At 68.4% G+C, this 15,642-nt stretch carries 12 protein-coding genes; 6 read left to right on the top strand and 6 right to left on the bottom strand.

Annotation, left to right across the window (positions count from 1 at the left end; all coding sequences use genetic code 11):
- Positions 1-7 precede the first annotated feature (7 nt).
- The 4 genes from clpA (at position 8) to BES08_RS13795 (ending at position 5,808) form a co-directional block, all read left to right on the top strand.
- The gene (clpA, locus tag BES08_RS13810) at positions 8-2,380 is read left to right on the top strand and encodes an ATP-dependent Clp protease ATP-binding subunit ClpA (protein WP_036525608.1); all 2,373 of its coding nucleotides are present in this window, start codon (positions 8-10) and stop codon (positions 2,378-2,380) included.
- 192 nt (positions 2,381-2,572) lie between these two features.
- The gene (locus BES08_RS13805) at positions 2,573-3,577 is read left to right on the top strand and encodes a ligase-associated DNA damage response exonuclease (protein WP_069708638.1); all 1,005 of its coding nucleotides are present in this window, start codon (positions 2,573-2,575) and stop codon (positions 3,575-3,577) included.
- Positions 3,578-3,775: 198 nt separating this feature from the next.
- On the top strand, positions 3,776-5,368 hold the full coding sequence (locus tag BES08_RS13800; RefSeq protein WP_069708637.1) for a cisplatin damage response ATP-dependent DNA ligase: 1,593 nt from the start codon (positions 3,776-3,778) through the stop codon (positions 5,366-5,368).
- Between the two features lie 44 nt (positions 5,369-5,412).
- A complete protein-coding gene (locus tag BES08_RS13795; protein ID WP_069708636.1) occupies positions 5,413-5,808 on the top strand; it encodes a group II truncated hemoglobin in 396 nt (131 codons plus the stop codon).
- Positions 5,809-5,951: 143 nt separating this feature from the next.
- On the opposite strand, the gene BES08_RS13790 is transcribed toward BES08_RS13795, so the two are convergent.
- From BES08_RS13790 to BES08_RS13765, 6 genes are all read right to left on the bottom strand, one after another.
- Entirely contained in the window at positions 5,952-6,230 is a 279-nt protein-coding gene (locus tag BES08_RS13790) for a DUF167 domain-containing protein (RefSeq protein WP_069708635.1), read from the bottom strand.
- Positions 6,230-6,790, bottom strand: coding sequence for a gamma carbonic anhydrase family protein (locus BES08_RS13785; RefSeq protein WP_069708634.1), 561 nt, complete (start codon positions 6,788-6,790; stop codon positions 6,230-6,232). The genes BES08_RS13790 and BES08_RS13785 overlap by 1 nt, the downstream gene beginning before the upstream one ends.
- The gene (locus tag BES08_RS13780) at positions 6,787-9,027 is read right to left on the bottom strand and encodes a spermidine synthase (RefSeq protein ID WP_083274678.1); all 2,241 of its coding nucleotides are present in this window, start codon (positions 9,025-9,027) and stop codon (positions 6,787-6,789) included. The genes BES08_RS13785 and BES08_RS13780 overlap by 4 nt, the downstream gene beginning before the upstream one ends.
- Positions 9,028-9,176: 149 nt before the next feature.
- Complete coding sequence (locus tag BES08_RS13775) at positions 9,177-9,758, bottom strand: GNAT family N-acetyltransferase (protein ID WP_069708633.1); 582 nt, start codon at positions 9,756-9,758, stop codon at positions 9,177-9,179.
- Positions 9,733-10,728 carry a porphobilinogen synthase gene (gene hemB, locus BES08_RS13770; RefSeq protein WP_069708632.1) on the bottom strand — a complete coding sequence of 332 codons (996 nt, stop codon included), beginning with the start codon at positions 10,726-10,728 and terminating at the stop codon, positions 9,733-9,735. Before hemB ends, BES08_RS13775 begins: the two co-directional genes overlap by 26 nt.
- 217 nt (positions 10,729-10,945) lie before the next feature.
- Positions 10,946-12,583: a M23 family metallopeptidase gene (locus BES08_RS13765; protein WP_231958014.1), complete on the bottom strand. Its 1,638-nt coding sequence runs from the start codon at positions 12,581-12,583 to the stop codon at positions 10,946-10,948.
- A gap of 168 nt (positions 12,584-12,751) precedes the next feature.
- On the opposite strand from BES08_RS13765, the gene BES08_RS13760 reads away from it, so the two are divergent.
- Together BES08_RS13760 and BES08_RS13755 are read left to right on the top strand one after the other, a co-directional pair.
- Complete coding sequence (locus BES08_RS13760) at positions 12,752-15,298, top strand: helicase-related protein (protein ID WP_069708631.1); 2,547 nt, start codon at positions 12,752-12,754, stop codon at positions 15,296-15,298.
- 22 nt (positions 15,299-15,320) lie between these two features.
- Positions 15,321-15,626: an RNA-binding S4 domain-containing protein gene (locus BES08_RS13755; protein WP_008830933.1), complete on the top strand. Its 306-nt coding sequence runs from the start codon at positions 15,321-15,323 to the stop codon at positions 15,624-15,626.
- Positions 15,627-15,642 lie beyond the last annotated feature (16 nt).

The raw sequence follows: 15,642 nt of genomic DNA, 5'->3' as shown, positions 1-15,642 counted from the left end.
CGCCTAAATGCCAAGTTTCGCCCAAAGCCTTGAAAAGACCCTGCACTCGGCTCTGTCTCACGCGTCTGAGCGGAGCCACGAGTACGCGACGCTCGAGCACCTGCTGCTCGCGCTGATCGACGACACCGACGCGGCGCAGGTCATGCAGGCCTGCGGCGTGGACCTCGGCGATCTGGGCGACGTGGTGCGCCAGTATCTCGACCAGGAATACCAGTCGCTCAAGACCGAGGAAAAGGGCGATCCCGCCCCGACCGCCGGTTTCCAGCGCGTGATCCAGCGCGCGATCCTGCACGTGCAGTCGTCCGGCAAGGACACCGTGACCGGCGCCAACGTGCTCGTCGCGCTGTTCTCCGAGCGGGATTCCTACGCGGTCTACTTCCTGCAGCAGCAGGACATGAGCCGCCTCGACGCCGTCAGCTATATCAGCCACGGCATCGGCAAGGGCGGCAAGCGGATCGAGGATCGCACCGCCAAGGGCTCGTCCGACGAAACCCCGCCCACGCCCGAGGACAAGGCCGAGGCCAAGGCGTCCGCCAACAAGAAGGACTCCGCGCTCGACCAGTTCACCGTCAACCTCAACGAGAAGGCGCTGGCGGGCAAGGTCGATCCGCTGATCGGCCGCGGCCCCGAAGTGGACCGCACGATCCAGATCCTGTGCCGCCGCTCCAAGAACAACCCGCTCTACGTGGGCGATCCGGGCGTGGGCAAGACCGCCATCGCCGAAGGCCTGGCGCGCAAGATCGTCGAGGGCGAAGTGCCTGAAGTGCTGACCGAGGCGGTGATCTACTCGCTCGACATGGGCAGCCTGCTGGCGGGCACCCGCTATCGCGGCGACTTTGAAGAGCGTCTGAAGCAGGTCGTCTCCGAACTGGAGAAGATGCCGCACGCGGTCCTCTTCATCGACGAGATTCATACGGTGATCGGCGCGGGCGCGACCAGCGGCGGGGCGATGGACGCCTCTAACCTGCTGAAGCCGGCACTGTCGGGCGGGACGATCCGCTGCATCGGCTCGACCACCTACAAGGAGTTCCGCAACCACTTCGAGAAGGACCGCGCCCTGCTGCGCCGGTTCCAGAAGATCGACGTGAACGAGCCCACGGTCGAGGATACCATCAAGATCCTCAAGGGCCTGCGCACCGCGTTCGAGGATCACCATCGCGTCAAGTACACGCCGGATGCGATCAAGACCGCGGTTGAGCTTTCGGCCCGCTACATCAACGACCGCAAGCTGCCCGACAAGGCGATCGACGTGATCGACGAAGTGGGCGCGATGCAGATGCTGCTGCCACCCAGCCGCCGCAAGAAGACCATCACCGCGCGCGAGATCGAGCAGGTCATCGCAACGATGGCCCGCATCCCGCCCAAGTCGGTCTCGTCCGACGACAAGAAGGCGCTGGAGAACCTCGAACGTGACCTGAAGCGCGTGGTGTTCGGCCAGGACAAGGCGATCGGCCTCCTCGCCACCGCGATGAAGCTGAGCCGCGCTGGCCTGCGCGATCCGGACAAGCCGATCGGCTCGTTCCTGTTCAGCGGGCCTACGGGTGTCGGCAAGACCGAAGTGGCCCGTCAGCTCGCCAGCATCATGGGCATCGAGCTGAAGCGCTTCGACATGTCCGAATACATGGAGCGTCATTCGGTCAGCCGCCTGATCGGTGCGCCTCCGGGCTATGTCGGCTTCGATCAGGGCGGCCTTCTGACCGACGCGATCGACCAGAACCCGCACTGCGTCCTCCTGCTCGACGAGATCGAGAAGGCGCACCCCGACCTGTTCAACATCCTGCTGCAGGTGATGGACAACGGCCGCCTGACCGATCACCACGGCAAGACCGTCGATTTCCGCAACGTGGTGCTCATCATGACCACCAACGCGGGCGCTTCGGACATGGCCAAGCAGGGCATCGGCTTCGGCGACACCTCGAAGGAGGATGCCGGCGAGGAAGCGGTGAAGCAGATGTTCACCCCCGAATTCCGCAACCGCCTCGATGCGATCGTGCCCTTCGCGTACCTCGCCAAGGACACCATCAGCCGGGTCGTGGACAAGTTCATCCTCCAGCTGGAACTGCAGCTGGCCGACCAGAACGTCCATATCCAGTTCGACTCGGACGCACGCAGCTGGCTGGGCGACAAGGGCTATGACAAGCTCTACGGCGCGCGCCCGATGGGCCGCGTGATCCAGGAGAAGGTCAAGCAGCCGCTGGCGGAAGAACTGCTGTTCGGCAAGCTGGCCCACGGCGGCGAAGTGCACGTCTCGGTCAAGGAGAACGCGCTGAACTTCGAACTGACCCCCTCGGCGCCCAAGGTGTCCAAGACGAAGAAGAAGGTGCCGGTGAAGCGGGCGAAGAAGCCCGGTCCGCAGGCGGATACCAACGCCGACGATTGATCCGGGAATTGCCCACCCCTGCCCCCTCCCGCAAGCGGGAGGGGAATGAGAGACCGGTGTTTTGCCTTCCCGCCTGCGGGGAGGGCCGGGAGACTTACGAGCGAAGCGAGTTAGTCGCACCGGGGTGGGCGCGTGACCACACAACATGGAGAGGCCGGGAACCACACGGGTTCCCGGCCTCTTCTGCTATCCATGCCCCGCGATTTCTCCTGGATCAGACCCGAGCCCTGGGGCATCCACGTCGTCCCCGCCGACTGCTGGATCGATCCCGCCCGCCCCGTCGATCGCGCGCTGGTGACTCACGGCCATGCCGACCACGCCCGCGGCGGCCATGGCGCGACGTTCGCCACCCCCGAAACCCTCGCCATCATGAAACTGCGCTACGCCACCGAGGAAGGCGCGGTGCCCGTCCCCTACGGAACCCGCATCGCCCTGCCGGGCAAAGTCCACGCCACCTGGATTCCCGCCGGACACGTCCTCGGCTCCGCGCAGATACTGCTCGAACACGCGGGCGAGCGGATCATCGTCACCGGCGACTTCAAGCGCCGCGCCGATCCCACCTGCCCGCCCTTTGAGGTCACCCCTTGCGACGTGCTCGTCACCGAGGCGACCTTCGGCCTGCCCGTCTTCCGCCACCCACCGGTGGAGGAGGAGATCGCCAAGCTGCTCTCCGCCCTCGCCGCCAATCCGGAGCGCTGCGTGCTCGTCGGCGCCTATGCGCTGGGCAAGGCCCAACGCCTGATCGCCGAACTGCGCCGCGCCGGGCACCAGGACACGATCTGGCTCCACGGCGCGATGGAGCGGATGTGCCGACTGTATGAAGAATGGGGCGTCGATCTGGGCGACCTGCGGCTGGTGTCGGATGCTAGCAAGGAGCAACTCACCGGCGCGGTGATCGTCGCCCCGCCCTCGGCGCTCAACGACCGGTGGAGCCGCCGCCTGCCCGATCCGATCACGGCGATGGCCTCCGGCTGGATGCGGGTGCGCCAGCGCGCGCGGCAGCGGATGGTGGAACTGCCGCTGGTGATCTCCGACCACGCCGACTGGGACGAACTGACGCAGACCGTGGTGGACGTGAACCCCGCCGAGACATGGATCACGCACGGGCGCGAGGAAGCCATGCTGCGCTGGTGCGAGCTGAACCAGAGGAAGGCGCGGGCGCTGGCTCTGGTGGGGTATGAGGATGAAGATGATTGAAGAGAAGTCCTGGGGCCCCAGAGCTTATCGGCGCCCCAGCCCCCTTTACTGTCGTCGTCGTGCGCGCAGCCGCCTCAGCCCCACTTGGCGCCGCAGGCCATTTGTCTCCCGGCTCGAAGTGAGCGCGAAACGAGGCTGCGCGCGCGACCTCGACGCTATGGGGGTCTGGGGCGATGGCCCCAGAACTTCTCTTTCCTGATGGAACACTTCGCCGCCCTTCTCGACGCGCTGGTCTACACCCGCAGCCGCAACGCCAAGCTCAAGCTGCTGGCCGACTACCTGCGCGACACGCCCGATCCGGATCGCGGCTGGGCGCTTGCCGCGCTGACCGATGGGCTCGATTTCCCGGCGGTGAAGAGTTCGACCATCCGCAATCTCCTGACCGAGCGGATCGACCCGGTGCTCTGGACGCTCAGCCGCGAATACGTGGGCGATTCCGCAGAGACCGCCAGCCTGCTCTGGCCCGAACCGGCGGAGGCACCCTCTCCGCCTACGGTGTCGGAGGCGGTGGATGCGCTTTCCCGCATGACGCGCGCCAACGTCATGGTGGAATTGCCGAAGCTGCTCGACCGGCTGGATGCCAACGGCCGCTATGCCCTGCTCAAGCTGGCGACTGGGGCGATGCGCATTGGCATTTCGGCGCGTCTCGCCAAGACGGCTTTCGCGCAGGCTTTCGACGTCGCGGTGGAGGATGTGGAGGAGCACTGGCACGGCCAGACGCCGCCTTATGCCCCGCTGTTCGACTGGGCCGCGCACGGTGCCGAGCCTCCCAATTCCGAAGATCTGCCGCTGTTCCGGCCCTTCATGCTGGCGCACGGGCTGGAGGACACGGAGGTCGATCTGGCCGACTATGCCGCCGAATGGAAGTGGGACGGCATCCGCGTGCAGGTGGTTCGGGCGGGCGGAGAAACGCGCGTCTATTCCCGCTCCGGCGACGACATTTCCGCCACTTTCCCCGAGGTCGCCGAGGCGCTGCATATCGACGGCGTGCTGGACGGCGAACTGCTGGTACGCGGTGCCCATCAGGGCGGCGAAGAGGGCGGCGCGGCCAGCTTCAACGCGCTGCAACAACGCCTCGGTCGCAAGACCGTCTCGAAGAAGATGCGCGAGGAATATCCCGCCTTCGTGCGCCTCTACGACGTGCTGATCCTGGAGGGGCAGGACTTGCGCCCCCTCCCCTGGAATCAGCGCCGCGCCGCGCTGGAGGCGCTGTTGCCGCGCCTGCCCGCCGACCAGTTCGACATCTCCACCGTGATCCCCGCCGCCGACTTCGCCGACCTGTCCGCCATCCGCGAACGCGCGCGAGACGATGCGATCGAGGGGGTAATGCTCAAGCGGCGGGACAGCCCCTATGTCGCGGGGCGCAAGACCGGGCTGTGGTACAAGTGGAAGCGCGATCCGCTGCTGATCGACTGCGTGCTGATGTATGCCCAGCGCGGATCGGGCAAGCGCTCCTCGTTCTATTCGGACTACACCTTCGGCTGCTGGGACGGCGATCCCGATGCCGGAGCGGAGCTGCTGCCGGTGGGCAAGGCCTACTTCGGTTTCACCGACGAGGAACTGAAGTGGCTCGACCGCCACGTGCGCAACCACACCGTGGGCCGCTTCGGCCCGGTGCGTGAGACGGACAAGTCGCTGGTGTTCGAGGTGGCTTTCGATTCGGTCCACGCCAGCAAGCGCCACAAGTCCGGAGTCGCCATGCGTTTCCCCCGCATCAGCCGCATCCGCGCCGACAAGCCCGCGCACGAAGCCGACCGCATCGAAACCCTGCGCGCCCTGATCCGCGATTGACCGCGATCAATGCGTGCGTGCGGACGATGCGCTAGAGGGGCAGCATGGAACAGCCCTCCCCCGTACCGGACACCCCCTACCACCGCCTCGGCGGCGCTCCGGTGTTCGAGGCGATCGCCAACCGCTTCTACGACCTGATGGACAGCGATCCGGCCTATGCCGAGCTGCGCGCGATGCATGCGGCGGACCTGACGCCGATGCGGGCCTCGCTGCCGAAGTTCCTCGCCGGGTGGGCGGGCGGCCCGCGCGACTGGTTCGAGGCAAACCCCGGCCGCTGCATGATGAGCCTGCACGCGCCCTTCACCATCGAGGCGCTGACGGCGAACCAGTGGGCCGATGCGATGGAGCGCGCCATCACCGACGTCGCGCCTGAGCCTGCGGAAATCGCGACGTCGATGCGCGAAGTGCTCGGCAGGCTGGCGCGCGGGATGGGGCGGTAGGTCCGTGTTCCTCCCTGAGCTTGCTCGGGGAGGTGGCGCCGACGAAGTCGGTGACGGAGGGGGAATTTCCCGCCTCCTGCCCCTCCACCACCGCCTGCGGCGGCGGTCCCCCTCCCCTAGACAAGCTCGGGGAGGAACCCGCATCAGTTCACCCGGAACTGCTTCTCACGCGATGTTGCGCCTCGCAGCAGTTCCAGCCGCGAAGGCGCCACGCCCAGCGCGCGGGCGAGCAGGTCGCGCACGGCGGCGTTGGCCTTGCCGTCCTCCGGCTTTGCGCGGACTTTGGCGGTGAGGCGGTTCCCGGCGATTTCCAACGCTTCGACTTTGGCGCCCGGGGTTACGCGCAGGGCCAGGGCTCCTTCCGCATCGACCAGCGCTCGCAGCGCCTCGGCATCAGGCAGCATCGCCCTGGGCCGCGCCATCAGCCCTTCAGCCCGAGCGCCTCGGCATGCAGGCGGCCATTGAGGACATAGCCCTTCACGCCCGCCTGGTTGGCGACAACGGCCTCGTCGGTCAGATCGCGCAGGTACTTTGCCGGGCGGCCCATCCAGAGCTGGCGAGCACCGATGCGCTTGCCGGTGAGCTGCGAGCCCGCCGCCAGCATGCCGTCGCTCTCGACATAGGAGCCGTCCATCACGATCGCGCCGAGGCCGATGAAGGCGCGGTCTTCCAGCTTGCAGCCGTGCAGCATGACCATGTGGCCGATCAGCACGTCCTCGCCGATGATGGTGGCGTAGCCTTCGGGGCGATGCGGCTTGGGGCTGTCGCAATGGACGACGGTGCCGTCCTGGATGTTGGTGCGCGCACCGATGACCACGCGGTTGATGTCGGCGCGGATCACGCAGTTGTACCAGATGCTGGCGTCGGCGCCGATCTCGACATCGCCGATGATGCGGCAGCCGGGCGCGATGAAGGCGCTGGAATGGATGCGCGGCGCCTTGCCGTTGAAAGGCGCGATTGTGATGTCGTTACGGTCGGTCATGGATTCCCCGTCAGCCTGCTCCAGCGGACATACGGCAGGATGGAAGCGTGATCGTCCGTCCAGGGTTCCGGCGCCCGTTCTTCAAGCTTGCTCCATGGGGCATCGGGGTGCTGCCTTGCAAGCCTGTCGAGCACGGCCCGATCCGCCGAAAGCGCGATCCAACGCGAGGGGGTGTAGCGCACTTCGTCCTCGGGAAAGTCCAGCCGCGAAAGCGCCATGAGCGCGCTCGCTCGCGCATTGGCGCCGACCACCGGCGCAAGGTCGATGTAGCGGTTGGAGATGTGCAGGATCAGCAGCCCCCCCGGCGTCAGCGCGCGGCGGTAGACCGCCAGCGCCTCGGTCGTCAGCAGGTGCATGGGGATGGCATCGGAGGAGAAGGCGTCGATCACCAGCACGTCGAAGCTGCGCGGCGCGACGTGTGCCAGTTCCAGCCGGGCATCGCCGATCACCACGCGGGCCTTGGGGGTGCAGTCCTTGAGGAAGGTGAACTGCCGCGTCGTGGAGAAGCGCAGCACCACCGGGTCGATCTCGAAGAAGGTCCAGTCCTGCCCCCGCTGCGAGCGGCAGGCGAGCGAGCCGGTGCCGAGCCCGACGACGCCCACGCGCGCCTGCGGCCCCTCGATGGCGGGTACTGCCGCCAGCGCGAGGGCGACGCCGGAGCCGGGACCGTAGTAGGTCAGCGCATCGTGCGTGTGCGCGGGATCGAGCGCCTGCATGCCGTGTAGCGTGGTGCCGTGGGCGAGCGTGCGGAACCGCCCTTCCGCATCATCGCGCAGGGTATAAATGCCGAAATAGCTGCGGGTGCGCTCATGCTCCAGCGTCGCGCGCACGGTCCAGAATCCGCCCTGCCCGACCATCGCGATCAGCAGCACCGCCGCGAAGCCCCAGCGCCAGGCCATGACCATGATCCCGAGGCCAACGAGGAACACCGTCAGCATCAGACTGAACAGCACCTCTTCCGGGTCGAGCATCGTCTCCAGCAGCTCCCAGCCGAGGAAGCCTGCGAAGGCCAGCACCACGCCGAGCGCGATGCGCGCCATGCCGGGCTCCATGTCGGCGTTGTCGCGCCAGTTCAGCAGCGGGCGCAGCGGCATGAGCAACGCGGCGGCGAGGACCAGCAGGGGGTGCTCCCAGGCCCAGTCGAACACCAGCGGCGCGATCAGCGCGGTGAACACGCCGCCCAGCGCTCCGCCCGCCGACATGACGAGGTAGAAGCGGGTAAGCTGCGCCTCTCCCGGCCTCAGGTCATAGAGCCGCGCGTGCAGCGTCGTCGCCACGCAGAGCAGCAGCAGGCAGGTGCCCGCCACCGCCCACAAGGTGCCCGACCCGTTCGACAGCATCGCGTAGCTGCCCATGAACAGCACCACCACCGGCGCCACGCGGCTGACGACGGTGGCAGGGCCGCGCCGGTCGGAGAACGCGATCACGAAGCTCAGCAGGTAGAGCCCGAGCGGGATCACCCAGAGCAGCGGCATCGCGAAGATGTCGGTGGTGAGATGCGTGGTGGTCGAGAGCATCAGCCCCGAGGGTACTGCCGACAGCAGCAGCCACAGGCCGATGGTGCGGCCGGGGATGCGCTCGGCTGCGTGGGCCTGCGTAACCGGCGCGGGAGCAGTCCGGCGGCTGAACCCCGCGAGCGCCACCAGCACCACCAGCACCGCAAAGCCGCCCGACCACGCGAGGCTCTGCAAGCGCACGCTCAGCAACGGCTCGGCCAGCAGCGGATAGGCGATCAGCCCTGCGAAGCTGCCCAAGTTTGAGGCGGCGTAGAGCGCCCAAGGTGCACCCGCTTCGGGCGCAGCGGCGAACCAGCGCTGCATCAGCGGCGCCTGCGCGGAGACTACGAAGAATACCGGGCCGATGCTCGCGCCCAGCAGCAATGGCACCCATGCGGCCTCGGGCAGCCCGGCGATGCGCGGCATGTCGATCAGGCCGACCGGAAGCGTCAGCGCGGCGACCAGCAGCAGCGCGAGGTGAATCATCGCCTGCCGCTTCAGCGCGAACCGGCCGAGCCAGTGCGCATAGGCGTACCCCGCCAGCAACAGCGCCTGATAGACCAGCATCGCGCTGTTCCACACGTTCGGCGCGCCTCCGAGCCGGGGCAGCGCCATGCGCGCCACCATCGGCTGGACGAGGAACAGCAGGAAACTGCCGACGAGGATGGTGGCGACGAACAGGCCGCGGCGTGGCGGGGTTGTCCGGGCGGTTTGCAGCATGTGCTCGGCGGTGTCGGTCATTGCGGCAAGACAGGTACGTGGTGCCGGCAGGGAAGGATAGACCTTCACTCGTCATTGCGAGCGCAGCGAAGCAATCCAGGGCAGTTTGGCGCCGCCCTGGATTGCTTCGCTGCGCTCGCAATGACGAAGTGTGTGGTGATGACCTACGGCTAGCGCCCCGCGCGCCCAATGCTCCGCCACACCCCGGCGGTGATCGAATGGACGATCGTATCGCCCACCGGCGGCTCGAACCGCGCATCGACGAAGTCCAGTTCCGCGCGCCGCACCATGCCGAGGCGCAGCATCAGGCCCCAGCTGGCGGTGTTCTCGATATTGGTGATGGCGAAGATCTCCGCCGCCCCGAACCGCTCGAACCCGGCATCGAGCGAGGCGATGGCGGCTTCCTTCGCATATCCCTGCCCCCAGGAGTCCTCACGGAACCGCCAGCCGATCTCCATCTCGCCGGGGAACGTCGCCCCCGGCGCGTCGATAACCTTGAGGCCGCAGAAGCCGAGCACCGCGCCGTCGTCCTTGCGCTGGGCGATCCAGAAGGTGTGGCCGAGACGGTGCTGGAAGCCCAGCACGCGCTCCTCGAACAGCGCCACCTTGGCATCGTCCATCACCCCGCCGAGGTGGCGCATGACGGCGGGCGTATTGGTGCCCTCGGCAAAGCGCGCGATGTCGCCCTCACCCCAGTCGCGCAGGATCAGGCGGTCGGTCTCGATCCTAACCACGCAGCAGCCGCGCCGCATGGGCAGCGTGATATGTCAGCACGCCCGAGGCGCCGGCGCGCTTGAAGGCGGTCAGCGTCTCCAGCACCATGGCGTCGCGATCCGCCGCGCCCGCCGCGACGGCGTGCTCGATCATCGCGTACTCGCCGGACACCTGATAGGCGAAGACGGGCACCTCGAACGTGTCCTTCACCCGGCGGATGATGTCGAGGTAAGGCAGGCCCGGCTTCACCATCACCGTGTCGGCGCCTTCGGCGAGGTCCATCTCGACCTCGCGCAGCGCTTCCTCGGTGTTGCCGGGGTCCATCTGGTAGGTCTTCTTGTCGCCCTTGAGCAGCCCGCGCGATCCGACCGCGTCGCGGAACGGGCCGTAGAACGCCGAGGCGTACTTGGCGGCGTAGCTCATAATCTGGACGTTGATGTGACCCGCGTCCTCCAGCGCGTCACGGATGGCGGCGATGCGGCCATCCATCATGTCCGACGGGGCGATGATGTCAGCACCCGCGTTGGCCTGGTTGAGCGACTGGCCGACCAGTGCCTCGACCGTCTCGTCGTTGAGGACGTAGCCCGCATCGTCGATCAGCCCGTCCTGTCCGTGGCTGGTGTAGGGATCGAGCGCCACGTCGGTGAGCAGGCCGATTTTATCGCCCAGTTCCGCCCGGATCGCGCGGATCGCGCGGCACATCAGGTTGTCCGGGTTGAGCGCCTCGGCCCCGTCCTCGCTACGGCGATCGGGCTGGGTGTGCGGGAACAGCGCGAGCACCGGGATGCCGAGGTCCACCGCTTCCTTCGCCCGTTCGACGATGAGGTCCACCGACCAGCGCGACACGCCCGGCAGCGCGGCGATGGGCTGCTCCACGCCTTCGCCCTCGGTGATGAAGAGGGGCCAGATGAGGTCCGCCGGGGTCAGCACCGTCTCGCGGTGAAGCGCGCGGCTCCAGGCGGTGGCGCGGGTACGGCGGAGGCGGGTGTGGGGATACGTGCCGGTCATGGCGGGGTGCTTGCCGGAAAACGAAGGCGGGGGCAATCGGGGGAGGGTTGCGATTTGCGCGGGTTGGAGTGCGCGGGACTGCCTTGATCCTCCCTGTCGCGAAGCGATGCGGAGGTGGCAGTCGCGCAGCGACTGACGGAGGGGGCCGGCTCCCCTCCACCACCGACTTCGTCGGCGGTCCCCCTCCCCATCGCTGCGCAACGGGGAGGATAAGGCATCACCGCCCCAACTTGTCGATCTCGCGCGTGGTCTCGACCGGATCGCTCGCCACCGGCTCGATCGATCCCAGCGCCGCACCCGGAGTCACGCCCAGCAGTGCATTGAGCCGCGCCTTGAAGGCATCGCGCTCGCGCCCGTCGATCTCGGGCCGCTGGATCACCGCGATTCCCGCCGGGTTGATGGTGCGCCCGCCGCGATAGGCCTCGAAGTGCAGATGCGGTCCCGTCGAAAGCCCGGTGGAGCCCACATAGCCGATCACCTGCCCGGCTCGCACATGCGTACCATTGCTGACGGCGATGCGGCTCATGTGGCCGTAGCCGGTGCCGAGACCGCCGCCGTGCTGCAGCCGCACGTAGTTGCCGTGCCCGCCATGCCGCCCGGCGAACGTCACCACGCCGTCCGCCACCGCATAGATCGGCGCTCCGTAAGGCGCGCCGAAGTCGATACCGGCATGCATCCGCACATAGCCGAGGATCGGATGGCGCCGCCCGCCATAAGGCGAAGTGATCCGCGTGCTCGCCACCGGCTGGCCGATCGGCACCGCGCGCGGCTGGCCGATGGAGCTGGCGGCGAACATCTGCCCATCATTGCCCCAGCGCATCAGCTGCAGCTGCGGCTTCCCGCCCCGCGCGACGCCTGCATAGAGCAGGTCGCCCACCTCGCGCTCGCCCTTGGCCGAGCGTTTGTAGGACAGGATCATGTCGAATTCGTCGCCCGAGCGCAGGTCGCTGTCGAGGCTGAGATACTTGTCCACCGCGCGCAAGTACGACTGGATCGCCCCCACCGGCGCCCCGGCATTGCGCGCCGAGCGGTAGAGGCTGGAGCCTACGGTGCCGCGAATGCGCAGCGGGGTCTCGTCGACCCGGATCGGATGGCGCACCGCCATCAGACCACCGGCACCGCGCTCGATGGAAAGATCGAGGTCGAAGCGCGCCCGGAACGACAGCGAATCGAGCGCCCGCGCCGCGCCCTCGGCGGGACGGCGGCCCAGCGTGATGTCGAACTGCGTGCCCGAACCGATTTCTCCGGCCGGCACGACCTGGCTGACCAGCTGCGTCACTTGCGCCACCTCGGCCGATCCCAGTCCCGCGCGCTGGAGCAGGCCGGGGAGGGTGTCGCCCTGTCCCAGCGTCGAGGTCAGTTGCACGGTCGGCCGCTCGGGCACGCCGGTCAGCGGGCTGACCAGCGGCGTCGCGCCCATGTGGCGGCCGGTGTCGGCCCCCAGCGCGAGCGGGGCGATCGACTGGCTGCGGAATTCGCCCTGCTGGCTGGCGCCCAGCGGCATCGTCGCCGCAGCCTCGACCGCGCTGAAACCGGGGAGCAGCGCCAGCGCCGCGCCGCTCAGGCCCAGCATCGTGGCGAGCCCGCGCAGCCACTTGCGACTGCCGATGTCGGCGGCAAGGTCGGGGGCCAGTTCGATACGGTCGCACCAGCTCTCGACCCGGGCGCTCAGGGAAGGGCGGGGTGAAGCTTCGTCGTCCCGGACCTGATCCGGGACCGCTGGCCGAGAACGGCCTTGCTCTGCGGGAAACACCAGAAGCACGGCATCGTCGCGCCGCGTGGCCGCAGGCGTCAGCCCGTCCGGGTTCTGAGTTTCAGCGCGATCATCGCGATCGCGCTGCTGCGGCTTGAACACCTTCGCGCGGTTCCCTCGTTGCAACCCTTTGGTCCGCAGCGGCGGACCTCGCGCAATTTCCCTGCCCGAACAAGGTTACGAACATCCTAAGACTGTGGATTCAGGGGGGTCTGCGGGATACCCCGAGTCTTGCGAGCGGCGGGCTGCGGTGCCACATTCACCGGCATAATGGTTCAGCACCGGAACGGCTCGGCATTAAAGGACGCTCCCGGCGCGGTGAAGGCGGTGCTTGGCCCGACCAACACCGGCAAGACACACCTCGCGATAGAGCGGATGTGCGCCCACTCCAGCGGCATGATCGGCTTCCCGCTGCGACTGCTGGCGCGCGAGGTCTACGACCGCGTAGTCAAGATCAAGGGCGAGGCCAGCGTCGCGCTCATCACTGGCGAGGAGCGGATCGAGCCGAAGAACGCCCGCTACCTGCTCTGCACGGCCGAGGCGATGCCCGTGTCCGAACGCTCGATGGCCTTCGTCGCCATCGACGAGGCGCAACTGGCGGCGGACCGCGAGCGCGGCCACGTCTTCACCGACCGCCTGCTGCACGCACGGGGTCGCGAGGAGACGATGATCCTCGGCTCCTCCACCGCCGAGCCGCTGGTGAAGGCGCTGGTGCCCGGGGTGGAGGTCGTCACCCGCCCGCGCTTCTCCACCCTGACTCACGCGGGCGCGAAGAAGCTCAGCCGCGTGCCGCCCCGCAGCGCCATCGTCGCCTTCTCGACCGAGCAGGTCTACGCCATCGCCGAGATGCTGCGCCGGTTCCGGGGCGGCGCGGCGGTGGTGATGGGCGCGCTCAGCCCGCAGACGCGCAACGCCCAGGTGGCGCTCTACCAGTCGGGGGAGGTGGACTACCTCGTCGCCACCGACGCGATCGGCATGGGCCTCAACCTCGATGTCGAGCATGTCGCCTTCGCGGGCCTCTCCAAGTACGACGGCCGCCGCCACCGCCGCCTGACGCCGCCCGAGATGGCGCAGATCGCCGGGCGGGCAGGGCGCCACCAGAAGGACGGCAGCTTCGGCACGCTGACGGGAACGGGCGGCCACGATTCCGAATTCGATCCGGAAGAAATCTACGCGATCGAGGAACACCGTTTCGCGCCGCTGACCAAGCTGTTCTGGCGCGAGCCCGAGCCCCGCTTCGACAGCCTCGCCACCCTGATCGCCGACCTCGAGACGCCGCCGCTGCGCCCCGAACTCGCGCCTGCGCCCGAGGCCATCGACCTTGCCGTGCTCAAGCGCCTCGCGGACGAGGGACCAGTGGCCGACACCGTTCGCGGATTCGGTCAGGTCCGCCGCTTCTGGGACGTGTGCCGCCTTCCCGACTTCCGCCAGCAGGGCGTGGAGACGCATTCGCGCTTCGTCGCGCGGCTGTGGCAGGACCTCCGCAGCGGCGAACTCGGGGCCGATTTCGTCGCCGGGCAGATCGCGCAACTGGACCGCACCGGCGGCGACATCGACACGCTGCAGGGCCGCATCGCCGCGATCCGTTCGTGGGCCTACATCGCCCAGCGTCCCGATTGGGTACTCGCCCGCGACGAAATGGCCGCCCGCGCCCGTGCGGTTGAGGCTCGACTTTCGGACGCACTTCACGGAAAGCTGACGGAACGATTCATCAACCGCAGGACGGCCGTTCTGATGAAGAAGCTGGGACCGGATACCGGACTGCTCTCGGTCCGGCTGGAAGACGAGGAAGTGCTGGTCGAGGGCGAGCACATCGGCTCGCTGCGCGGCTTCACCTTCCAGGTCGATCCCGGCGCGCGCCTGTCTGATCGCAAGCTGCTGCTGGCGGCGGCGGAAAAGCACTTGTCCACGCTGCTCGGCACGCGTGCGGATGCGCTGGTCACGGGCATTCACGAAGGCACCGCCGCGATTACCCTGGCCGACGGCGCGCTTGTCTGGGACGGGCAGAAGCTGGCGAGCCTCGCGCCCGGCCGCGCGCTGCTGACGCCGGTGATGGTGCCCGACCGCGCGCTCGATGCCGTGCCCGACGTGTCGCGCAAGGCGCTCGTCGCCGCGCTGGAAGTGTGGCTGGAGGCGGCGCTGAAGCCGCTCGCCCCGCTCGCCAAGCTGGACGAGGCGAGCCGCGCGACCGACGCCGGGTCGGACTTGCGCGCGCTGCTCATCACCCTGGTCGAGCGCGGCGGCATGACCGCGCGCGAGGATTCGGGGCTGGGCCGACTCGACAAGCAGCGCCGCACGATGCTGGCGCGGCTGGGCGTGCGGGTAGGGGCGCTCGACCTTTTCGTGCCCGCCATGCTGCGCACGCCGGTCATCGCGCTGTGGCGGCAGCTGGCGAAAGTTTCGGGCAAGAAGGAGGGCGGAGCGCCCGCTCCCGACATGCCGCCGGTGCTCCCTGCCGGAAACCACCGCCCGCCGCCCGGCTACCGCGCGCTGGGCAAGCAATTGCTGCGCCTCGACATGGCCGAGAAGCTGCTGCGCGAAGCGCATGAACTTCGTGCGGCGGAAAAGCGCGGCAGCTTCGCGCTCGATCCGGCGCGGGCGGTCTCGATGGGACTGACGACGTCCAGCTATGCGCGGCTGCTCCGGCTCGGCGGATTCCAGCCGCTGATGCCGCGCGCGCTGGCGGAAGGACAGCACGGGCCGCCCGCCCCGGTGCGCTGGCGCTGGCGTCCGCCCCGCCGCCAGGCCGAGCCCGAGCGCGCGGCCCCGGTGCGGCGCGACGGCGCCTTCGCGGCGCTTGCGGACATGGTGCGGTAGCCGGGTGCGGTAGGGAGGACCGATGGCGACAGGGATGCGCGTCGACAAGCTGCTGTGGTTCCTGCGCCTCGCCAGGACCCGGCCGGTCGCGCAGACGCTGGCCGAAGAGGGCCACATGCGGCTCAACGGCCGCCGCATCGACCGCGCCCACCAGAAGATCGCGGCGGGCGACGTGCTGACGCTTCCGATAGCTGGAGGCGTGCGGGTGATAGAAGTCCTATCCTTGCCCGAACGGCGCGGACCCTATAGCGAAGCTGTCAGCTGCTACAGAGTGCTTGACGGCAGGCCCGTCGATCCCATAGCTGCGCCCGAATCGAATGACGCCTGAAGGAAGGATACCGCAC

This window comes from Novosphingobium resinovorum (assembly GCF_001742225.1).
Classification (GTDB): domain Bacteria; phylum Pseudomonadota; class Alphaproteobacteria; order Sphingomonadales; family Sphingomonadaceae; genus Novosphingobium; species Novosphingobium resinovorum_A.
Note: the sequence above shows the minus strand (reverse complement) of the source record. Positions and strands in the feature narration are given on the sequence as shown.

Coding starts and splice junctions, on each gene's coding strand:
- clpA (WP_036525608.1), top strand. CDS start 8: ATGCCAAGTTTCGCCCAAAGCCTTGAAAAGACCCTGCACTCGGCTCTG.
- BES08_RS13805 (WP_069708638.1), top strand. CDS start 2,573: ATGCCCCGCGATTTCTCCTGGATCAGACCCGAGCCCTGGGGCATCCAC.
- BES08_RS13800 (WP_069708637.1), top strand. CDS start 3,776: ATGGAACACTTCGCCGCCCTTCTCGACGCGCTGGTCTACACCCGCAGC.
- BES08_RS13795 (WP_069708636.1), top strand. CDS start 5,413: ATGGAACAGCCCTCCCCCGTACCGGACACCCCCTACCACCGCCTCGGC.
- BES08_RS13790 (WP_069708635.1), bottom strand. CDS start 6,230: ATGGCGCGGCCCAGGGCGATGCTGCCTGATGCCGAGGCGCTGCGAGCG.
- BES08_RS13785 (WP_069708634.1), bottom strand. CDS start 6,790: ATGACCGACCGTAACGACATCACAATCGCGCCTTTCAACGGCAAGGCG.
- BES08_RS13780 (WP_083274678.1), bottom strand. CDS start 9,027: ATGACCGACACCGCCGAGCACATGCTGCAAACCGCCCGGACAACCCCG.
- BES08_RS13775 (WP_069708633.1), bottom strand. CDS start 9,758: ATGCGGCGCGGCTGCTGCGTGGTTAGGATCGAGACCGACCGCCTGATC.
- hemB (WP_069708632.1), bottom strand. CDS start 10,728: ATGACCGGCACGTATCCCCACACCCGCCTCCGCCGTACCCGCGCCACC.
- BES08_RS13760 (WP_069708631.1), top strand. CDS start 12,752: ATGGTTCAGCACCGGAACGGCTCGGCATTAAAGGACGCTCCCGGCGCG.
- BES08_RS13755 (WP_008830933.1), top strand. CDS start 15,321: ATGGCGACAGGGATGCGCGTCGACAAGCTGCTGTGGTTCCTGCGCCTC.